General features: G+C 59.4%; 17 protein-coding genes. 10 read left to right on the forward strand and 7 right to left on the reverse strand.

Features of this window, described 5'->3' with window-relative positions:
* Positions 1-115: 115 nt before the first annotated feature.
* Positions 116-928, forward strand: a complete 813-nt coding sequence (locus UL81_RS11120) for an Fpg/Nei family DNA glycosylase (RefSeq protein WP_046453606.1) — start codon at positions 116-118, stop codon at positions 926-928.
* 13 nt (positions 929-941) lie between these two features.
* Here UL81_RS11120 and UL81_RS11125 read toward each other — a convergent pair whose 3' ends face one another.
* The gene (locus UL81_RS11125; RefSeq protein WP_081961494.1) at positions 942-1,496 is read right to left on the reverse strand and encodes a GtrA family protein; all 555 of its coding nucleotides are present in this window, start codon (positions 1,494-1,496) and stop codon (positions 942-944) included.
* 218 nt (positions 1,497-1,714) lie between these two features.
* On the opposite strand from UL81_RS11125, the gene UL81_RS11130 reads away from it, so the two are divergent.
* Positions 1,715-3,286, forward strand: a complete 1,572-nt coding sequence (locus UL81_RS11130) for a bifunctional ADP-dependent NAD(P)H-hydrate dehydratase/NAD(P)H-hydrate epimerase (protein ID WP_035106172.1) — start codon at positions 1,715-1,717, stop codon at positions 3,284-3,286.
* Here the strand turns inward: UL81_RS11130 and UL81_RS11135 are convergent.
* From UL81_RS11135 to UL81_RS11870, 3 genes are read right to left on the reverse strand one after another with little or no spacing between them, the layout of a single operon-like run.
* Complete coding sequence (locus UL81_RS11135) at positions 3,283-4,077, reverse strand: YwaF family protein (RefSeq protein WP_236684478.1); 795 nt, start codon at positions 4,075-4,077, stop codon at positions 3,283-3,285. The two genes, UL81_RS11130 and UL81_RS11135, sit on opposite strands and share 4 nt — an antisense overlap.
* Entirely contained in the window at positions 4,077-4,757 is a 681-nt protein-coding gene (locus tag UL81_RS11865) for an ABC transporter ATP-binding protein (protein WP_035106171.1), read from the reverse strand. The genes UL81_RS11135 and UL81_RS11865 overlap by 1 nt, the downstream gene beginning before the upstream one ends.
* 15 nt (positions 4,758-4,772) lie before the next feature.
* Positions 4,773-5,729, reverse strand: a complete 957-nt coding sequence (locus tag UL81_RS11870; RefSeq protein WP_035106170.1) for an ABC transporter permease — start codon at positions 5,727-5,729, stop codon at positions 4,773-4,775.
* Between the two features lie 108 nt (positions 5,730-5,837).
* Between UL81_RS11870 and UL81_RS11150 the strand changes: the two genes are divergently transcribed.
* From UL81_RS11150 to UL81_RS11160, 3 genes are read left to right on the forward strand one after another with little or no spacing between them, the layout of a single operon-like run.
* A complete protein-coding gene (locus tag UL81_RS11150) occupies positions 5,838-6,992 on the forward strand; it encodes a sensor histidine kinase (protein WP_330217031.1) in 1,155 nt (384 codons plus the stop codon).
* Positions 6,985-7,599 carry a response regulator gene (locus UL81_RS11155; protein ID WP_046453607.1) on the forward strand — a complete coding sequence of 205 codons (615 nt, stop codon included), beginning with the start codon at positions 6,985-6,987 and terminating at the stop codon, positions 7,597-7,599. The genes UL81_RS11150 and UL81_RS11155 overlap by 8 nt, the downstream gene beginning before the upstream one ends.
* A gap of 10 nt (positions 7,600-7,609) precedes the next feature.
* Positions 7,610-8,593, forward strand: coding sequence for an NAD(P)-binding domain-containing protein (locus UL81_RS11160; RefSeq protein ID WP_046453608.1), 984 nt, complete (start codon positions 7,610-7,612; stop codon positions 8,591-8,593).
* Here UL81_RS11160 and UL81_RS11165 read toward each other — a convergent pair.
* On the reverse strand, positions 8,583-9,119 hold the full coding sequence (locus tag UL81_RS11165) for a VanZ family protein (RefSeq protein WP_035106169.1): 537 nt from the start codon (positions 9,117-9,119) through the stop codon (positions 8,583-8,585). The two genes, UL81_RS11160 and UL81_RS11165, sit on opposite strands and share 11 nt — an antisense overlap.
* Before the next feature lie 79 nt (positions 9,120-9,198).
* Between UL81_RS11165 and UL81_RS11170 the strand changes: the two genes are divergently transcribed.
* On the forward strand, positions 9,199-10,170 hold the full coding sequence (locus UL81_RS11170; RefSeq protein ID WP_035106232.1) for an acrylyl-CoA reductase family protein: 972 nt from the start codon (positions 9,199-9,201) through the stop codon (positions 10,168-10,170).
* A gap of 98 nt (positions 10,171-10,268) precedes the next feature.
* Here the strand turns inward: UL81_RS11170 and UL81_RS11175 are convergent, their stop codons facing one another.
* Positions 10,269-10,490: a hypothetical protein gene (locus UL81_RS11175; protein WP_035106168.1), complete on the reverse strand. Its 222-nt coding sequence runs from the start codon at positions 10,488-10,490 to the stop codon at positions 10,269-10,271.
* Positions 10,491-10,871: 381 nt separating this feature from the next.
* Between UL81_RS11175 and UL81_RS11180 the strand changes: the two genes are divergently transcribed.
* The gene (locus tag UL81_RS11180; protein WP_035106167.1) at positions 10,872-11,636 is read left to right on the forward strand and encodes a hypothetical protein; all 765 of its coding nucleotides are present in this window, start codon (positions 10,872-10,874) and stop codon (positions 11,634-11,636) included.
* Positions 11,637-11,719: 83 nt separating this feature from the next.
* Here UL81_RS11180 and leuS read toward each other — a convergent pair whose 3' ends face one another.
* Entirely contained in the window at positions 11,720-14,563 is a 2,844-nt protein-coding gene (gene leuS, locus UL81_RS11185; RefSeq protein WP_035106166.1) for a leucine--tRNA ligase, read from the reverse strand.
* A gap of 225 nt (positions 14,564-14,788) precedes the next feature.
* Between leuS and UL81_RS11190 the strand changes: the two genes are divergently transcribed.
* The 3 genes from UL81_RS11190 (at position 14,789) to UL81_RS11200 (ending at position 19,012) form a co-directional block, all read left to right on the forward strand.
* Positions 14,789-16,597 carry an ATP-binding protein gene (locus UL81_RS11190; RefSeq protein ID WP_035106164.1) on the forward strand — a complete coding sequence of 603 codons (1,809 nt, stop codon included), beginning with the start codon at positions 14,789-14,791 and terminating at the stop codon, positions 16,595-16,597.
* Positions 16,598-16,753: 156 nt separating this feature from the next.
* Positions 16,754-18,331: an alkaline phosphatase gene (locus tag UL81_RS11735; protein ID WP_082099232.1), complete on the forward strand. Its 1,578-nt coding sequence runs from the start codon at positions 16,754-16,756 to the stop codon at positions 18,329-18,331.
* A 48-nt stretch (positions 18,332-18,379) separates the two neighbouring features.
* A complete protein-coding gene (locus UL81_RS11200) occupies positions 18,380-19,012 on the forward strand; it encodes an MOSC domain-containing protein (RefSeq protein WP_035106160.1) in 633 nt (210 codons plus the stop codon).
* Positions 19,013-19,047: the final 35 nt, after the last annotated feature.

A 19,047-nucleotide genomic window follows, 5' to 3' on the forward strand; every position in this document is an offset into this window, starting at 1 on the left:
TTGTGTAGCCTTCCGCTGCGAAAAACATTCCGCACGATAAGCCTACGCTCTTTTTTATGTGCTGCGCTACACCCCTAGCGAAATATAGCCCCGCCGCGTGCTTAGAATTGAATTTATGCCTGAAGGTCACGTCATTCATCGTCTAGCTCACGAACTCAACGAATCCTTTCGACCCGAGCCGTTGAAAATTTCCAGCCCACAGGGTCGTTTTTCAACCGAGGCTGCCATCGTCGATGACTCCCGGATTGAGCATGCGGAGGCCTTCGGAAAGCATCTCTTCATCCATTTCGACGCGGGAGATCCGCGTCACATTATTTATATTCACTTGGGCCTCATCGGCAAGTTGAGCTTCGAACCACTTGACGATCAGTGGGGCCAAATGCGCCTGCGAATCGAGAGCGACACCCAAGCGGCAAACCTCCGCGGACCCCAGTGGTGCAAGCTGATCACCGAAGAAGAATACGACGCCGCACTCGCCAAGGTCGGCCAGGATCCATTGCGTGACGATGCCGACCCCGACCAACTCTGGCAGAAAGTCCACCGCTCCCGTCGGCAGATTGGTTCACTCATGATGGACCAACACCTCTATGCCGGTGTCGGCAACATCTACCGCGCTGAGACACTATTCCGCCTGGGCATCTCCCCCTTCTTGCCTGGCAAGCAGCTCCAGCGCACCGAATTCGATTCCATCTGGGCCGATTTGGTCGACCTCATGGCCTACGGCGTCGAACACGGCCGCATCGACACCGTCCGCCCGGAGCACACTCCCGAAGCCATGGGCCGCGACCCCCGCAAAGACGACCACGGCGGCGAGGTCTACGTCTACCGGCGTGCCGGTCTCCCCTGCTATATCTGCGGCAATCCCATCGCCGAAAAAGTCATGGAAGGACGCAACCTGTTCTGGTGTCCGACCTGCCAAGCGGACTAAAAGCTACCTCCGCCTAGCGGAAGGTCCATAACTTATTGCCAATGAAGTTCACTGGTGTCGCCAGCACAATAGACAGCGCCTGCGCCCAGTACTTCGGGTTGCGCAATCCCGTCGAGCCATCCAGGAAGTCCGACGCGAGATTCAACGGACCCGGCTGCGTGAATTTCGAGAACAGGTAAATCTGGACGAAACAGGCCACCGTGCCAATGATGAGGAATTTCAGTCCATCGCTTTTCTGTTTCCCGGCCTGATTCTTGAAATTCACTCGGCTATTGAGCGCAAAGTTAAAGAAGTTCGCGAGCACAAAGGCCAGAATGATAAAGACGTGCTCGACGCGGAAACTAAAATCCCAAAACACGTTCGGCACAATCGGCAAGCTCGCCTCTACTCCGAAGAAGCCGGCGACCTTCATACAAAACACGAACACGCCCAGGTTCACCACCGCGCCCATTCCACCGATGAACGCGAAGATGACAAACTCTCGCAGCATCGACGACTTCGGCTGAGCCTGCGTCACCACGGTCGACAGCGGGGTCGTCGACCGTTCGCTGCGCACGCCTAACACCATAAGGCTAATCTCCCTGCATTGAGGATTAGTAATGCGATGACACTACAACACCACCGCACAGTTTTCACGCTTCAACTGCGAGTTCCCTGACTACTTACCTCATACTCACAACAAACTCTAATAATGTGTTGTGCTTAAGCTTCCTTGCGCACGCCTAACCTCATCTGGTGGCCAGCACTAGCATTGAAGCCATACTCCCTACTACGTCAGGAATTGAGATGCGCTTCGCTTTTGATACCGAGACTGTCCGCGCCGTTGAGGCTGAACTTCTTGATCAGCAACGCCGCCCCGATAAATTGATGGGGCTGGCCGCCCGCGCTGTTGCCGCAACGGCGGAGGTCCTCGCCACCAGTCAGAACACCACGGGAATTCACATTCTGGTCGGCCCTGGCGGCAACGGCGGCGATGGTCTTTTCGCCGGTGCGTTGCTCGCGCTCAATGGCTATTCGGTCACTGCCCTTCTAGCCACACCCAAGCATCACGAGGACGGGTTGGCTGCGTTTCAGGCCGCCGGTGGCAAGCTGACCGAAGAGGCTGAACTCAACGATGAGACCGCCGTGCTTATCGATGCCGTCGCCGGCCTCGGCGGCGCCCGTGGCCTCGAAGGGACTGCGTGGGAGACCTACCAACAAGCACGTAAACAGCAGGTGCCGATTCTCGCCGTCGATCTCCCCACGGGCATCGACGCCGATACCGGCGACGCCGACGACACCGCTGTCTTCGCTACCGCCACGATTACTTTTGGTTATGCTCGCGCCGGCCACCTCTTTGCCCCGGAATGCGGGCAGGTCATCGTCGCGGATCTGAAACTGCCCACGAACCCAAAGTCCTTTGCCGAGGCTCTCGAAGCACACGAGCCCGCAGGGCGCATCGCCTACGAAGAAGCCATTGAGTCGCCTTATGCCTGGTCAGAGCATCCTGTCTTAGATAGCCCCGAAGGATACGTCTCCGCCCTGCGTCCCGTCGGCGGCGTTGGTGCTATCACCGATCCGGTCCCGGGAATCTACAGCGACAAGTACTCCGGCGGCGTCGTCGGACTGTGCGCGGGTTCAAAGGTCTACCCCGGCGCGGGCATCCTGAGTGCTCGTGCAGCGGTACGCGCAACCCCGTCGATGGTGCGCTTTATCGGCGACGACTCGATTACCCACCACCTGCCAGAAATTGTCGTTCACCCCTCGGTTGCCGAGGCCGGTCGCGTGCAGGCCTGGGTCTTCGGTCCTGGTCGCGGCACGGACGACAACGCCAAGGCTGAGCTCGCCGAACTGCTGAAACGTCCGGAGCCGGTACTTATCGATGCCGACGGCATCACCCTGCTGGCCAACCACGCGGACCTACGCGAAGCGGTCCGCAAGCATCCCGCGGTTGTACTCACGCCCCACGGTGGGGAGTTTGCGCGGTTGTATGAGGCGGGCATCGGAAAGCAGCCTGGCCCCCGTGCCACTGCCCTACCGGAGCTGGCAGCGAAACTGCAGTGTGTGATCCTGTTGAAGGGCCGCATCACCACCATCGCTGGACCGAATAGCGTGCCAGCTTCGGTCGATGCGGGACACTCTTTTGCCGCAACGCCTGGTTCCGGGGATGTGCTCTCCGGCATCTGTGGTGCGCTGTTGGCCCAGCTTGCAGCACATAATGAGCCAAGCGAAGCAGACATCGTCGACGAGCTGCTGCGGGCGGTGTCCTTGCACGCGCATGCCGCAGCGATTGCCGCGAAGACCCCGGAGGGTTATGGGATTTGTTCGGCCGCGCAGATTGCCGATGCCCTGCCGACCGCGATTGCGCGACTGCGTTAGCGAATCAGTTTGCGCAGCAGGCCGCGGGGGCCAACCAGCGTGGTGCCCTTGCGGCCGCGTTCGGTTTCCCAAGGCCAGGTCAGGCCCGCCCAGGAAATAGCGACGCCGATGACTTCCTGGATGATGTAGATCGGCCACGGGCCGAAAATGTCGATAATCGACGGGCTGCCCGGCGCGTGGTTGAGGAAGCCGTAGTTGCCGTCGGTCTTTTTGTTCACCCACATGGTCACAGCCATCCAGATGCTCGTAATGCCGACGGCTTGACGGTAGCCGCCCCATGTCGGACGGTAGCCGGATCCAAAGGTCAGGGCGACCGGAATGGCTAGTGCGACGATGTGGAAGAACCAGTAGGTGAGATTGCGGACCCAGCGCGGTTCAAAGTAGTAGATGACATCCGGGGTGATAATCGCCTGCGGGTTGAGCAGCACACCCCAGTAGTAGCTCAGCGACAGTGCCGACTCGTTGCCGGTAATCAGGCCGACGGCCAGAATCGGGCGCAGCACATCGCACAGGTGCAGTGGCAAAGATTCGCGGACATCGAATTGCTTCGGGTCCAGCGAAATAATCGTCCACGCTGTACCGGTAATCAGCAGGACCCAGCCCACCATCGCGCGGTAGTAGGCCTCTTTAGGTTTGCCGCGCAAACGCTTTGCGACGACCGTAAAGACCCCACAGGCAACTATCGCCAGCGTGAGCATCGTATAGTGCAGGGGACTCCACTGCTGCATGCGGGGATAGTTCGAGGGGGTCAAACGGGGTTTAGGGGTACGCAGCATGACGAGTAAATACATTACTCCATGGCGTGTAGCTCCTTCATATGCACCTTGCCGTCGGCGACCTCGGCGACGGCATCGGCGTAGCTGAGCTGTTCCAGGTCGTGGGTCACCACTGCGGTGGCAGTGCCGAATTCTTCGGTGACCGAGCGCAGCAGTTCCATGATTTCCGCCGACAAGGTGGAATCGAGGGCGGAGGTGGGCTCATCGGCAAGCAGGAGCGTCGGTGCGCCCATCAGTGCGCGGGCGATGTTGACGCGCTGGCACTGGCCACCAGAAAGCTGGCCGGTATGCCTATCCCCCATGCCTGCCAAGCCGACGAAGGAGAGCAGCTCTTCTGCGCGGTCCCGGCGCGGGGTACGACCACGCATGTGGTCCATGACCAGCAGCTGGTCGCGCGCATTCAACGAGCCCAGGAGGTTAGCCTGCTGAAAAATCAGGCCAATCTTTTCTAAACGCAGCTGGGAACGCTCCGCCTTCGAGCCGGCATAGAGGTCCACGCCATCGAGTTCGACGTGGCCTTCGGTCGGTTCAATCAGGCCCGCCGCAACAGACAAGAGCGTGGACTTACCGGATCCGGATGCGCCCGTAATCGCGAGCAGCTGTCCTTTCTCCGCGCGCAGGGTTGCGTGGTCCAACGCCCGGACGGTGCCGGTACCGTCGGGAAAATCGACGGTGACATTCTGAATATTCAACATGGAAGTATTCCTTTCTTAGTTGAGTGCTGCGAGCGGGTCAGCCTTGGTCACGCGTCGGGTCGCCACCAGCGCGCCGAGCATGCCCAGCACCCAGATGCCTGCCGCAGGCGCCAGGATGGTCCAGGCACTCAAGTGGAAGGGAACGGTTTCTGCGACCAAGGCGCCCAGGCCCGCACCGCAGACCGCGCCGAGTGCTACGCCCGCTGCCAAAATGATGGCGGCTTGTGCCAGAGCGTCTTTGAACAAGTAACCTGCCGATGCACCAAGTGCTGCCAGAATCGACAATTCGCGTTCGCGCTGAATAGTCCACACGCTCAAGAAAGCGATGATGACCAGAGCAGAGATGCCGTAGAGGAAACCTTGCATCGCCAGCAGGGAACCGCGCTCGGACTGGTAGGCGGCCAGGCCAGACAGTGCCTCATCCATAGAGACCGAGTCCGCGGTGGGTTCGGTGTGTAGGACGACGGTGCCGACGACATCGTCAGGCATGCGGGTTAGCTCCTGCCAGGTTTCCGTGGATGCCCAGACCACCAGCGAGTGGGAGAAGTACTCGTCGGGGATGGTGGCGACGGTGTCGACGGGGGCATCGTTAAGCTGCACGCTTTCCGATGCCACAATGCCCTCAGCCGGGATAGTCACATCAGTGCCGGGAATCTGCGTGCCGGCAGGCAAGCCGAACGCGGCGGCAGTTCCGGTCTCACCGATGCGGGTTTGCACCGCACCCAGCGGAATGCCGTCCGCGTCGACGTCGCCTTCCTTGATGTAGGACTCCGCGAAGTCCGGATCCTCGGTGGAGAAAGACACCTCCGGGTATTCCGTGCCCAGCGCGTCCAGGGCGGACGTATTTTGCTTGGACAGCCCCTCCGTCAGGCCGGTCAGCATGGTCAACAACAGCGTAATCAGCGCCACGACCCCGCCGATCAGCGCGAAACGACCGCGGGCGGTGGCGATTTCTCTCAAACTCACGAACATGCTTCTAGCTTCGCGTTATTTAGGCTGGAAGTAATCGACGCGCTAGTTGAATCCTCGCTCAACCATCTGGTTGATTACTCTTCGCGGGAGTCTGCATAGGCTGGGTATGTGACACTTCGCTTGGATTATTGGCGCATCGGCTTGCAGCCGATGTTCGCTTTCCTGCTCATTTTCGGCCTGATCAGCTCTTATGCGGAGGGCTTTTCCTGGCGCGTGACCATCTTGTCGGCTGCCCTTGCTGCGGTGTTCTTTGCGCGTAAGAAGATTCCGACGCTGCTGTGGCTGGCCGCCTTGTGCATCCTCTGGTTGGGATTGATGGTCCATGCCCAGCACTTCATGTGGCTGGAATTCCCGCTGGTCTTTGCGTTTTTAGCTTCGCTTCCTCCAGGCCCGGGCATTGCGGCGTCGGTCGTGTTATGGGCACTGGCGGCCTTTGTTCCTTTGCAGATGTACCCGGAAAATTGGTCAGTTGCTGAGGCCATCGGCCCATTTATCGGTACAGCATTCGCGGTAGGCATCTACTTTATTTATCGCCGCTTGCAGGCGGAAGCCGCCCACCACGCAGCCATTGCGACGCAGCTCCAGCGCACCCAGGAGGCCCTAGCTGCCCAAGAACACCAGGCCGGCAGGTTGGAAGAGCGCGAAAGGCTATCTCGCGAAATCCACGACACCGTCGCCCAGGGTTTGAGCTCCATCGTGTTGTTGTCGCGTGCTGCTCGGGGTTCACAGAAAGGCGGCGAGCTGCCGCCGCAGTTGGCCGAACACCTGGATCTCATCGAAAAGACTGCCTCGGAAAACCTCGCTGAGGCCCGACGCTTCGTTACCGAGCTGTCCTCTTACCCGAAGGACCTGCCCGGCGCCCTGCACTCATTGGTGGAGTCGATGAACCGACGTGCGGCCGCCACCGGCGAGAACACTCAATTCCACCTCGTGCTCTCCGGCGATACTGAGCGCTCCCTTCCCGAGAACGTCGCCTCTGTTGCCTACCGCGTTGCCCAGGAAGGGCTCAATAACGTGCTCAAACACGCGCACGCTGAACAGGCGGTCGTTACTTTGGGCATCTTCTCGGATTCAGTAACCGTCGATGTCGTCGACAACGGGGTCGGCATGGGTGCTCGCCATGCTGAAACTGACGGCTCCGGATTCGGGCTGCGCGGCCTTAAAGCACGCGTCGAGAAAGCCGGGGGCGAGCTCAACATCGAATCTGATGAGGGCACCGCACTCGCGGTACGCCTGCCAGTCGAAGGAGACAACCATGATTAACGTGATGCTCATCGACGACCACCCCGTCGTTCGTGCTGGTCTGCGCTCTATTCTCGATAGCTTCGACGACATTCTGGTCGCCCTCGAAGGCGCGGATGGCACCGCACTAGAGCAGCTTAACGATGCCTCCCCCACCATCGACGTCGTCGTCTGCGATATCCAGATGCCTAACGTCGATGGCATCGAAGTGGTCAAACGCCTCAAGGAGGCCGGCGGTCCACCAGTTCTGATCTTGACCACCTATGACACCGAGGCTGACATCGTCGCCGCGGTCGAAGCCGGCGCGCTGGGCTACCTGCTTAAAGACTCCCCAGAGGAAGAACTCCACTCCGCCGTCCAAGCTACGGCCGCAGGTCGCCGTACCTTGGCGCCCAAGGTCATCGACCTGCTGGCCACGCGCATGGGCAAGCCTCAAGAGGCCCTTTCCCAGCGCGAACTGGAGATCCTTCGCGCCCTTGCCACCGGTGCTGGCAACAAGCAGCTGGCCAAGCAGCTTTTTATTTCCGAGGCGACCGTGAAGACGCATTTGATTCACATTTATCAGAAGCTCGGCGTCGATAATCGCACCGCAGCTGTGAGCACTGCCCGCGCTCGCAAGCTGATTTAGACTTGGGGCTATGTACGACTGCATCGTCATCGGCGGTGGGCAATCCGGCCTGGCCACCGGCTACTACCTGCGCAAACAGGGCGTAAACTTCCTCATCCTCGACGCAGAGGAGAACCCCGGCGGCGCCTGGCAGCACATGTGGCCTTCGCTCACGCTGTTTAGCCATTCCGCCGGTTCGAATCTGCCCGGCTGGCCGATGCCCTATCATCCCGGCTTTCCGCCTGCCGAGCACGTCGTCGACTACCTCACTCGCTATGAAGAACGCTACGACCTGCCCATTCGGCGTCCCGTGCATGTCGATGCCGTCGACCACGATGGCTCTGCCTTTCATATCTATGCCGGTGAGAATCACTTCACCGCGCGCGCCGTCGTCGCTGCGACGGGAACCTGGCAGGCACCCTTTATCCCCTACTACCCCGGCAACTTCGCTGGTCAACAGCTTCACACGGTACATTACGATGGTCCGTCCGCTTTCCAAGGCAGCTCCGTCGCCGTCGTGGGCGGTGGCAATTCCGGTGCACAGATTGCCGCAGACCTGCTGCTCAATGGTGTCGATGACGTCACGTGGTACCTGCGCGGTAAGCCGCAATGGATGCCTGACGATGTCGACGGCCGCATCCTTTTCCGCCGCAACCGCGAACGCCTCAACGCCATGCAACGCGGCGAACCAGATCCGGGCGTGGACAAGAATATCGGCAGTATCGTCATGGTTCCGCCCGTGCTCAAAGCCCGCGATGCAGGCCTGCTAACCGGCACCGAAATGTTCGATTCCCTCGACGAGGTCTCTGCCGATTACCTCATCTGGGCTACTGGTTTCCGCCCAGCTCTACGCCCCATTGCCGGGCTTCTCGATGGCCGCGATCCCAAAGTCAACGGCCTCTACCTCGTCGGTTACGGCAACTGGACCGGACCGGGTTCTGCCACCATTACTGGTGTTTCGCCTTTCGCGCGGGAGGTTGGCCGGTTGGTGGCTGGGGACATCGCTAAGCAATAGCTCCCCACAGGATGCCGCCAGCGGAGATGACCAACGCAACCACGGCAATCCAGCGGAGCATTCGGAGAACGCGCCGTTGTTGTTCGGTGTGCAGCTTGCTCATCCAGAGCGCGCCAATCAAGGCGCCAAGCGTGTTTAAAACCAGGTCGTCAAGGTCCGTAAAGCCCAGCGCGAAGATGTACTGCGCGGTTTCGATGCTCAAGCTCAGCAACAGTGCGAACAACAGCGTGCCGCCCATCCCGAAGCGGAAACGCGGCATACGCTGACCCAGGGCAATCAACGCAGCGCCCAAAGGCATAAACAACGCAACGTTGCCCAATGTATTGAGCCACGGGCCGTAGGCGACCTTCGGGTTTTCGAATCCGTTGAACATCTCCAAATCCAGGCTGCGCTGTGCGTGCGCGGATCCATCAATAATGCCCGGGATATCCATAAACGGCTTCGCCAACGTTGCGGCCAGCACCATCAGCAGCACCAGCACGCTGGTCACCACTGCCTGGCGGCGCGGCGCATTGACCTGCGGCATATCCGGCAGGCGGTGATGGCGGGTGGCTGGGCGTCTAGCTGGGAAAACGCTGACTCACTTCCGGCGTACGATGGTGACCATGCACACACTTCTAGTCACCCGAAATGAAGACAAGTCCGCTCAGCACGATTTCGTCGACGGCGACTACACCGCCGAAGGCGACATCCTTGTTAACGTCAGCCACTCGTCGTTGAACTACAAAGACGCCATGGCGCTCAATGCCGACAAGGGCGTGATGCGCGTCGACCCGCTCGTGCCGGGTATCGACGTTATCGGTACCGTCGAAAAATCCGACGATGAGCGCCTTGCCGCAGGCACGCTTGTTGCAGCGCTTGGCGATGGCCTCGGCGAATTCCGCCACGGCGGCTACACCCCTCGACAGCTGGTCAATGCTTCTGCGACCGTGAAGGTTCCATCCCGTTTCAGCGCTGCTCAGGCCGCTGCCATCGGAACCGCCGGCTACACCGCTGCGCTGTGCGTTAACGCGCTCGGCGATCTCGAACCGGGTTCCCGCCTCCTCGTCTCTGGCGCTACCGGCGGCGTTGGCTCCATTGCCGTTCACCTGCTTGCCCAGCTCGGCCACGAAGTCCACGCCATTACCGGTCGTCCTTCTGAGCAATCCGACTACCTCAAGAAGCTCGGCGCCAAGGAAATCGTCGACCGCTCCGACTTCTCCGAACAGAGCCGTCCGCTCCAGAAAGCCCAGTACGACGCCGCTATCGACACCGCCGGCTCCCACGTTCTTGCTAACATCCTGGCCAACATCACATGGGGCGGCGTCGTCGCAAACACCGGCATGGCTGCTGGCCCCGATCTTCCAGCAACCGTCTTGCCCTTCATTCTCCGCAACGTCCACCTGCACGGCGTGAACTCCGTCGACGCTCCCCTCTCCTACCGCGAAGCCGCCTGGAAGCTTCTCGACGAGCACCTCGACACCGACCTGCTCGACTCCTTCACCGAGACCATCTCCCTCAAGGACACCCCCGGCGCCGCCTCAGATCTCCTCGCCGGCAAGCGCCACGGCCGCACCGTCGTAAAAATCGACGCTTAGTCGTCTGCACTTCTCCCCTCTTAACCGCCCCCTTCGCGCTCACCGAAACCAGCATTTCAGCCAAAGTCGGTTCCCCCGGTGAGCGCGAAGGGTTCGTTTTAGCTAAAGCGGTCCGACTGCCACTCCTCCGCTTCCTTCAGATAACTCTGATCAGGCGAATTGGTCTTCATAGCTTGAACCATCTCTTCCTTAGCCCGTCGGTTCTTGTTGTCATTTACGAACTTCCGGAGATATTCATCGACTGAAAGGCCATCTTCTTTCGCGAGGGCGCGCACTTCGTCCCTTAGTGCTTTACTCACCCGTATCGTCACAGTCTCCATAATCTAGTTGTCGCCTGGAGTTTTTGTTCCGTTAAAGGCGCCCTTCGCGCTCACCGAAAGCACGAATTCTGGCCAAACAGCGATTCCAGTGAGCGCGAAGGGTTCGTTGTCGTGCTGAAAACTGACCGCGCGAGGCACCCGGTCCCTTCGCGGTCACCGAAATTGAGATTCGCGGCCAAACTGAAATCCTGGTGAGCGCGAAGGGACCAGGGGCAAGAACGGGCTTGAGGTCCGAAATGGTCGGAATGACGAGGAGCCCTTCGCGGTCACGGAAAATGGGATTTGGGGCGAAAAGGTGATTTCGGTGAGCGCGAAGGGTGCGGAAACCCGGGGATGCGGGCGGGGACCGCGTGGGAATGGGAACGGACTTAGAATGGCGGCATGGATAAAGTAAGCGCAGCACTCGGGTTCGAGTTCGTCGATTTTGATGACCTGGTTAATACGCTGTCGGAAGCTACGGACGACAAGATGTACAACGTTCCGGGCTTTGACGGCGCTATGCATTACGAGGATCCATCGGGTGCGCGATTGACCGCGTTCCAGTACGAGGCCGAATGGGCGAGCTTGCCGGGATTCCGCAGTGACAGCACGGTGGATTCGACGGTGTATCGGGTAACGCCGTATATCGCGATGGTGGAATTGCGCCGTGCGCAGGACGGAGCTGTATTTAATCAGTTCGGTGCGGCATCGGATGAGGCGTGCGCGCTACCGGGGGCTAATCCGGCTGGAGGGGAGAAATTGCGCGCTGACCAGCTAAGAATCGCTGCGGTCGGGGTGGACTATGAGCTGTATAAGGACGTTGAGGAGTGGAAAGCATCGCCAGATGGCTATGACGTGGAGTTTCCGTCGGAGCTCTACTCCCCTTCCACGGAGCGCTATTACAAGGACTTCCGACCGAGTGGCGTGGTGCCTTATGTGCGCCTTGGTGGGGTGATTCGGGGTGTCGATAAGCGGACGAACCAGCTAACGGATCAGGATTTCTATGTCTGCGCGATTGCGACGCCGGCGGGCAATTTGCCGCTGATCATTGGCGCGGATGACGTTGAAGAGAAAGGTGAGCCAGCAGAAGGAATGGTGTTCCACGGATCGGCGTGCATGTTGGCGGCGGCCGGTTTTTGGGATGCCCAACTTAATAAGCAGCTTTAACGCCGAACGAAGAGACCCATGATGGGGCGTCACAGACAAAAGCCCCCACGTCGAATGAACGTCAGGGCTACTCGTCCGCGGGTTTACTTCACGACGAGGTTCACCATGCGGCCGGGGACGTAGATTTGCTTGACTACGTTCTTGCCTTCGGTTTGATGGGCGATTTTTTCGTCGTCCAAAGCGGCGGCGAGGATGGTGTCCTTGTCGGCATCGGCGGCGACCTGGATGCGGGACTTCACCTTGCCGTTGATTTGGACAGGGATTTCGATTTCGTCGTCGACCAGGTACTTCTCGTCGAAGGACGGGAATGGCTCGAAGGTGATGGTCTCATCGTGGCCGAAGCGCTTCCACAGTTCTTCCGCGATGTGCGGGGCGACAGGGGAGACCATCTGGACGATGGGCTCGACTGCAGCACGCGGGGCACCATCCTTGTAAGCCTTGGTTAGGTAGTTGACGTACTCGATGAGCTTGGCCACCACGGTGTTCAGGCGCAGGTTGGCGTAGTCGTCGCGCACGCCGGCGATGGTGCGGTGGAGCTGCTTGAGGTCGTCCTTGGTGAGGTCAGCATCGGAAGTTGCCAGCTCACCGGTGGTTTCGTTGACCGCGAGGCGCCACAGGCGCTGCAGGAAACGCTGGGAACCAACGACGTCCTTGGTAGCCCATGGGCGAGAGGTATCGAGTGGGCCCATGGACATCTCGTAGACGCGCAGGGTGTCAGCACCGAAGTCACGGCAGATTTCATCCGGGGCGACGGCGTTCTTCAAGGACTTGCCCATCTTGCCGTATTCCTGGTTGACCTCTTCGCCGTTGTAGAAGAACTTGCCGTCCTTTTCCTCGACCTCGGCAGCCGGGACGTAGACGCCACGGGCATCGGTGTAGGCGTATGCCTGAATGTAGCCCTGGTTGTAGAGGCGACGGTACGGCTCCTGGGAGCTGACAAAGCCCAGGTCAAAGAGTACCTTGTGCCAGAAACGAGAGTAGAGCAGGTGAAGCACGGCGTGCTCGACGCCGCCGACATACAGGTCGACGCCGCCGGGATCCTGCGGTCCGTGCTGGTCCGGACGCGGGCCGGTCCAGTAGCGCTCGTTCTCTAAGTCGCAGAAGGCATCGTCGTTTTGCGGATCGACATAACGCAGCTGGTACCAGGAAGAACCTGCCCACTGTGGCATGACGTTGGTGTCGCGGTAGTAGGTCTGCGGGCCATCGCCCAGGTCGAGTTCGACCTCAACCCACTCGCGAGCCTTGGCCAGTGGCGGCTGCGGCTCAGAGTTAGCGTCGTCCGGATCGAAGGAAACCGGCTGGTAGTCCTCGACCTCAGGGAGCTCGACCGGAAGCATGGACTCGGGCAGGGGATAGGCCTGGCCTTTGGCGTCGTAGACGACCGGGAAAGGCTCGCCCCAGTAGCGCTGGCGAGCAAAGAGCCAATCGCGCAGCTTGTACTGGATCTTCTCCACACCGCTGCCGTCTTCTTCCAACCACTCGATGGTGCGAGCGATGGCGTCTTCCTTGTTCAGGCCGTTGATGTCCAGGCCCTTGTCATTGGAAGAGTTCACGGCCGTACCGTCTTCGGTGTAGGCCTCTTCCTCGATGTTGCCGCCGGCGACGACCTCAGTAATCGGCAACCCGAATTCCTGAGCGAACTCGTAGTCACGGGTATCGTGCGCCGGCACCGCCATGATGGCGCCAGTACCGTAACCAGCAAGAACGTAGTCGGCGATGAAGATCGGAATCTGGCGACCATTGACCGGGTTAGTGGCATAGGTGCCCAGGAAGACGCCAGTCTTTTCCTTATTCTCTTGGCGCTCCAGATCCGACTTCGCAGCGATATCGGCGCGGTAGGACTCGACAGCTTCCTTCGGGTCGTCGTTGCCGTAGGTCCAGCGCTCGTCGACATCGTCGTCGTAAGGGATGGGGGAGAGGAGGGCATCGACAAGCTCATGCTCCGGTGCCAGCACCATGTATTCCGCACCGAACAAGGTGTCCGGGCGGGTGGTGAAGACGTCAATGCCGTAGCCCTCAGCGGTAAAGGTGACCTCGGCGCCGCGGGAGCGACCAATCCAGTTGCGCTGCATGGACTTGACCTTTTCCGGCCAATCCAGAAGCTCCAGGTCATCGAGGAGACGATCGGAGTAGGCGGTAATGCGCATCATCCACTGCGAGAGGTTCTTGCGGAAGACAGGGAAGTTGCCGCGCTCGGACTTGCCCTCGGCGGTGACCTCCTCGTTCGCCAGCACGGTACCCAGGCCCGGGCACCAGTTCACGGTGGAATTAGACAGGTAGACCAAGCGGAACTCATCGATAGCCGCGCGCTGCTCAGCAGGGGAGAGGTCCTCAAAGTAGCGGCCATCCTTGGTGGTGCGCTTGTTGGCCTCAAGCTCCTTAATCAGCTCCGCAATTGGGCGAGCTTTCTGCTGCTCCTCGTCGAACCAGGAGTTGTAAATCTGCAGGAAGATCCACTGGGTCCACTTAAAGAAGTCCGGGTCAGTGGTCTCCACGGAGCGGCGCTCGTCGTGGCCCAAGCCGAGCATCGCTAGCTGCTTGCGCATGTTTTCGATGTTGTCCATCGTCGTCGTGCGCGGGTGGGTACCGGTCTGGATGGCGTACTGCTCCGCCGGCAGACCGAAAGCGTCATAACCAAGCGTATGCAGGACATTCTTGCCCAGCATGCGGTTGTAACGGGCGTAAGTATCCGTCGCAATGTAGCCCAGCGGGTGACCGACGTGCAGACCCGCACCGGAAGGGTAGGGGAACATGTCCTGGACGTTGAGCTTTTCCTGCGGCAGGTCGCCATCGGTAGCTAGCGCGCCGACGGGATTGGGCGCGTGGAATGTACCGTGTTCCTGCCAGTACTGCTGCCAGGTCTTTTCAATCTGGTTGGCCAGCTCCGGGGTATAGCGGTGGGCCGTGGAATCGCTCGGGTTAGTCATGCTTAGACAGTGTAGTAGGCGCAGGTTGCTGGCGTGAACTGTACCCACGCACATGCTTGACGATGCCCACCCGCAACCCCGTTTCATACTTCCACGAGATCGTTTCATACTTTAGCCAGAGTATGAAACGAGTATGAAACGATTAACCAGCATATTTGGGAGGTGTATCCTAAATTCGTTTCATACTTCACAGGATCATGAAACGATTTTGCTAAAGTATGAAACGTGAACGTTGAAGAAATCCGCGAAATTATCCAACTACTTCGTGAAAGTGGCTCTGATAATTACCGCATCGAGGCTAAAGATGCGTCCCAAGGATTGCCGGAATCCTTGGACGAAACATTGTCTGCCTTCGGAAACATGCCCGAAGGCGGCATCATCCTGCTCGGTGTGGCTGAAAATGGAGGAAGCTTCGACGTTACAGGCGTGTGGGACGCCGCTGAGGCCCAAGCAGCACTCGGGGGCAAAGCTCGCAATCGAATTGTGCCTGCACTGCAACTCGGGGCAATCGATGTCGCGACTGTAGAAGGTAAGCAGGTCGTAACCTGTGTCGTACCTCCACAGCCTGCTGAATTCAAACCTTTTCGCGTAAAGAAATACGGCCCTAGCTTTACTCGATCCGCAGATGGTGACTATCAACTTTCTGGACGTGAAGAGCTCTATCTTGCAAGCGCAGGCAAGCATCAGTTTTATGACCGCGCTCCAGTAGCTGGGGCAAGCGTCGAAAAGGACCTCGACCAAAACCTGGTGGAGCAATATCTCGCCGCACAATTGCAATCGGCTCCTCGCTTGAGCCGCGCCAGCCGCGAGGAACAGCTGATGCGCACGAACGTAGTCGCTGATGATTCGGGAACTCCGACTGTTGCTGCGATTTATGCGCTGGGCGTTCACCCACAACAGTTTTTCCCACACCTGGCAATCAAGGCTCATGTTAACCCCGGACCTGGTTCGGATCCTTCAGTTCGCCTCATGAACCAGCGGCAGTTTTCTGGTCCCGTTCCAGACCTTCTGGATCAAGCTTTTTCCTGGGTGCAGGAGCACTTGAACTCCGCGGTCGTATTTAACGATGGCCAAGGCAGAGATCTACCTGAACTGCCCGCGGTGGCTATCCGCGAGCTCATTGCCAATGCCATTGTGCATCGCGATTTATCACCTGCCAGCGACGGTACATATGTAGAAATCATCAAAGCCCCAACCAAACTCATCATCAAAAGTCCTGGTGGCCTGTGGGGGATTACCGAAAGGCAGCTCGGTTTCACAGGCCCGCACGCACGCAACCCAGTGTTGTACGACATGTGTTCAGCCATTCGCACCCAGCATGGAAACCGCATTATTGAAGCCCACGCCACTGGCATTCCTGCAGTGCGACAGGCCTTAAGCGAGGCGTTTCTTCCCGAACCGTACTTCAAAGATGGCGTCATCAACTTCCAAGCAACGCTGTCTTCAACGTCCACATTTAGCGCGGAGCAGCTTGCCTGGCTCTCCCGGCTCCCCGGTGCCGCCACCTTGTCAGCTGCCCAAAAGCATGCTTTGGTCACGATGTACAACGGAGAAGAAGTAACAAACAGCAGCTACCGGGAAGCTTTCCCCATGGACTCTGTCAAAGCTCGAAATGAACTGCAAGAACTCGTCCACTTCGGATTGGTCGAGGTGACTGGCAGCGGTCGCAGTACAGCTTATTCCTTAAAAGAAAGTGCCAAGCGAAATCCATTCAGCGTCGACCTGCCCCAAACATCACAGCCCCCAACACCAGAGCCTGCGACGCCTGAACCACAGCGTCAACCTGTTCCAGGGCCATCGATTAGCCACGACACTGAACCACAGGGCTACCTTTCAACTGAGCAGAAGGCCGCGCGCGTTCGCGAAGCGTTGCAGGAAGCAGGAATTCCGCTCTCACATGAAGAATTACTTGAGGCGACTGGTATGACCCGGGGACAGTTGGCTCCCACACGTAAACGCATGGTGGACAGCGGTGAATTGCTCACCACAAAGACGCCACTGCGGGCAAGGAATCAGAAGTATTACCTGGCTTGACGGACTCGAAAGGCAATTTAACAAGTGTTTGCTTGCACTTAACCAAAATGTTTCTTTTCTATAACCCGGCGCAGATAGGTTAGCTTTCGTCGCCGCTTCGGCTGGTTAACAGCTGTAAGGGGCAGTCTCTCTCTTTACTTCTACGAAGGATCTCTCATGCGTAACTTCTCTTCCGCACGCCGTCTGGGTGCTGCGGCTATTGCCGGTTCGGTCATCACCGCCGGTGTCGTTGCCCCGGCTTCTGCACAGGAATCTGCTGGCCCGAAGAACATCATCTACATGATTGGTGATGGCATGGGCTACAACCACGTTGCCTACAATAATCTCTTCGAGACCGGCCAGTCCAAGTACCTGGTCGACGGTGAGTTCTCCGCCGAGGGCCCGCAGGAAATCGAAGGCGAGTCCGTCCAGGCTTACGAGGACTTCAACCACTTGGCTATGTCCACCTACTCCCACGGTGGCACCTACGACCCGGAGCAGGCCTGGGCTACTCATGACTACGTCAACGAGGGCATCATCACCGACTCCGCTGCAGCCAGCACCGCGATGGCTACCGGCGCCAAGGTCGAAAACGGCCGCATCGGTGTGAACAACTACGGCCACAAGCTGGAAAGCATGTCGGAGCGCGCAAAGAAGCTCGGCAAGGCAGCTGGCGTTGTCTCCTCCGTTCCTTTCTCGCATGCGACCCCGGCAGGCTTTGCGGCGCACAACCCGGACCGCAACGCTTACGGTGAGATCACCAACGAGATGCTGGACTCCGACCTCGACTTGGTCATGGGTGCAGGCCACCCGCTTTACGATGACTCCAACAACCTCCTGGACACCCCGGAGTACGGCTACATCGATAAAGAAGACTTCGACCGCCTGTCCAACGGTGAGACCGACTGGAACTTCTTCGACACCACTGAGGACTTCGAGCAGCTGGCAAACGGCCAGGTAGAACCAGATAAGAAGTACTGGGGCACCCCACAGGTTGCCTCCACCCTGCAGCAGGGCCGCGACGGCGAGGGCGAGACCCCGTACTCCGACCCGCGCAACGACGTGGTCGACCTGGCCACCATGACCACCGGTGCACTCAACGTGCTGGGCCAGGAAGAAGAGGGCTTCAGCGTCATGATTGAAGGCGGCGCCATCGACTGGACCGGCCACGCTAACGATTCTGCTCGCGAAATCGAGGAGATGCAGGACTTCAACGCTTCCGTCGATGCCGCCATCGAGTGGGTGAACCAGAACTCCAACTGGGATGAGACCCTGCTGATTGTCACCGCTGACCACGAGACCGGCTGCCTGTCTGGCCCGGATGAGACCGAGAAGTGGAACGCCCAGCAGGGCGAGGCTGGTCAGCTGCCGGAGCACGAGTGGTACTCCGGTGACCATACCAACCAGCTGGTTCCTTTCTTCTTCAAGGGCGCGGGCTCCGCTGATCTGGAGGCCAAGGTCAAGGGCACCGACCCGGTTCGCGGCGACTACCTGGACAACACCGCCGTGGCTACCCTGGCCCTGCAGCAGTGGTGGCACGGCACCTCCGACGACGATGGCGACAACGGCGACGACAACGCCCCAGCTCCGGATAACGGCAGCAGCCTGAGCTCGTCTAGCAGCCTGCTCTCCGGCCTCGCTGGCGCTGGCATCGCCGCTGGTCTCATCGGCGCTATCCTGACCTTGGCGCAGAACCTGGGCATCGTCCGCATTGACCTCACTCCGATTGAGAAGGCACTGCGCGACCTGTTCTAGTCCCAAAGGCCCTGCAGCCGCGACTGTGACCCAGTACACTACAGCGGCATGCAGGTTCTTAGCACTAATATCGCCGTACCCCGTCCGAGTGGGGTGCGGCGTTATGCGACTACGGGCATCGATAAGCGTCCGGCCCCGCAGCTCACAGTGACCAAGGTGGGCCCACACTACGGGGATGGGTCGGCCGCCGAGCAAGATTTCATCGGCGACAGCGAGCACCACGGCGGCGCCGACAAAGCACTCTATGCCGTTGCCCGCGAGGAACTGGACTACTGGGAACACAAACTCGACCGCACGCTTAACGATGGCTGCTTTGGCGAGAACCTCACCACCTCCGGCATCGACTGGACGACAACGCTCATTAACCAGCGCGTCCACATCGGTGAGGTCATCCTGGAAGTCTCCATTCCCCGCCAACCCTGTGCCACTTTTGCCGCGTGGATGGATATCAAAGGCTGGGTCAAGACCTTTACCCAGCGCGGCGATTGTGGCGCGTACCTGCGCGTTATCGAGCCCGGCACGATTGAACCCGGCGCGCCCATTGAACTGGGCCCCGAACCCGAACACGGCATCACAATGGGCACGGCCTTTGCCGCCAAGATGGGCGATAAGAAGCTCGCCGAACAGGTTTACAACTCTGGGTGTATGCCAGCCGCACATCAAGACAGCTACCGGCCTTAAAGCTCTCATTCACCGCGTGCCAGCAGCGGTTTTCC

Source organism: Corynebacterium camporealensis, from assembly GCF_000980815.1.
In the GTDB taxonomy this organism is placed as follows: domain Bacteria; phylum Actinomycetota; class Actinomycetes; order Mycobacteriales; family Mycobacteriaceae; genus Corynebacterium; species Corynebacterium camporealense.

Excerpts from the sequence above, each read along its gene's own strand:
- UL81_RS11120 (WP_046453606.1), top strand. The coding sequence starts at position 116 with ATGCCTGAAGGTCACGTCATTCATCGTCTAGCTCACGAACTCAACGAA.
- UL81_RS11125 (WP_081961494.1), bottom strand. The coding sequence starts at position 1,496 with ATGGTGTTAGGCGTGCGCAGCGAACGGTCGACGACCCCGCTGTCGACC.
- UL81_RS11130 (WP_035106172.1), top strand. The coding sequence starts at position 1,715 with ATGCGCTTCGCTTTTGATACCGAGACTGTCCGCGCCGTTGAGGCTGAA.
- UL81_RS11135 (WP_236684478.1), bottom strand. The coding sequence starts at position 4,077 with ATGTATTTACTCGTCATGCTGCGTACCCCTAAACCCCGTTTGACCCCC.
- UL81_RS11865 (WP_035106171.1), bottom strand. The coding sequence starts at position 4,757 with ATGTTGAATATTCAGAATGTCACCGTCGATTTTCCCGACGGTACCGGC.
- UL81_RS11870 (WP_035106170.1), bottom strand. The coding sequence starts at position 5,729 with ATGTTCGTGAGTTTGAGAGAAATCGCCACCGCCCGCGGTCGTTTCGCG.
- UL81_RS11155 (WP_046453607.1), top strand. The coding sequence starts at position 6,985 with ATGATTAACGTGATGCTCATCGACGACCACCCCGTCGTTCGTGCTGGT.
- UL81_RS11160 (WP_046453608.1), top strand. The coding sequence starts at position 7,610 with ATGTACGACTGCATCGTCATCGGCGGTGGGCAATCCGGCCTGGCCACC.
- UL81_RS11165 (WP_035106169.1), bottom strand. The coding sequence starts at position 9,119 with ATGCCGCAGGTCAATGCGCCGCGCCGCCAGGCAGTGGTGACCAGCGTG.
- UL81_RS11170 (WP_035106232.1), top strand. The coding sequence starts at position 9,199 with ATGCACACACTTCTAGTCACCCGAAATGAAGACAAGTCCGCTCAGCAC.
- UL81_RS11175 (WP_035106168.1), bottom strand. The coding sequence starts at position 10,490 with ATGGAGACTGTGACGATACGGGTGAGTAAAGCACTAAGGGACGAAGTG.
- UL81_RS11180 (WP_035106167.1), top strand. The coding sequence starts at position 10,872 with ATGGATAAAGTAAGCGCAGCACTCGGGTTCGAGTTCGTCGATTTTGAT.
- leuS (WP_035106166.1), bottom strand. The coding sequence starts at position 14,563 with ATGACTAACCCGAGCGATTCCACGGCCCACCGCTATACCCCGGAGCTG.
- UL81_RS11735 (WP_082099232.1), top strand. The coding sequence starts at position 16,754 with ATGCGTAACTTCTCTTCCGCACGCCGTCTGGGTGCTGCGGCTATTGCC.
- UL81_RS11200 (WP_035106160.1), top strand. The coding sequence starts at position 18,380 with ATGCAGGTTCTTAGCACTAATATCGCCGTACCCCGTCCGAGTGGGGTG.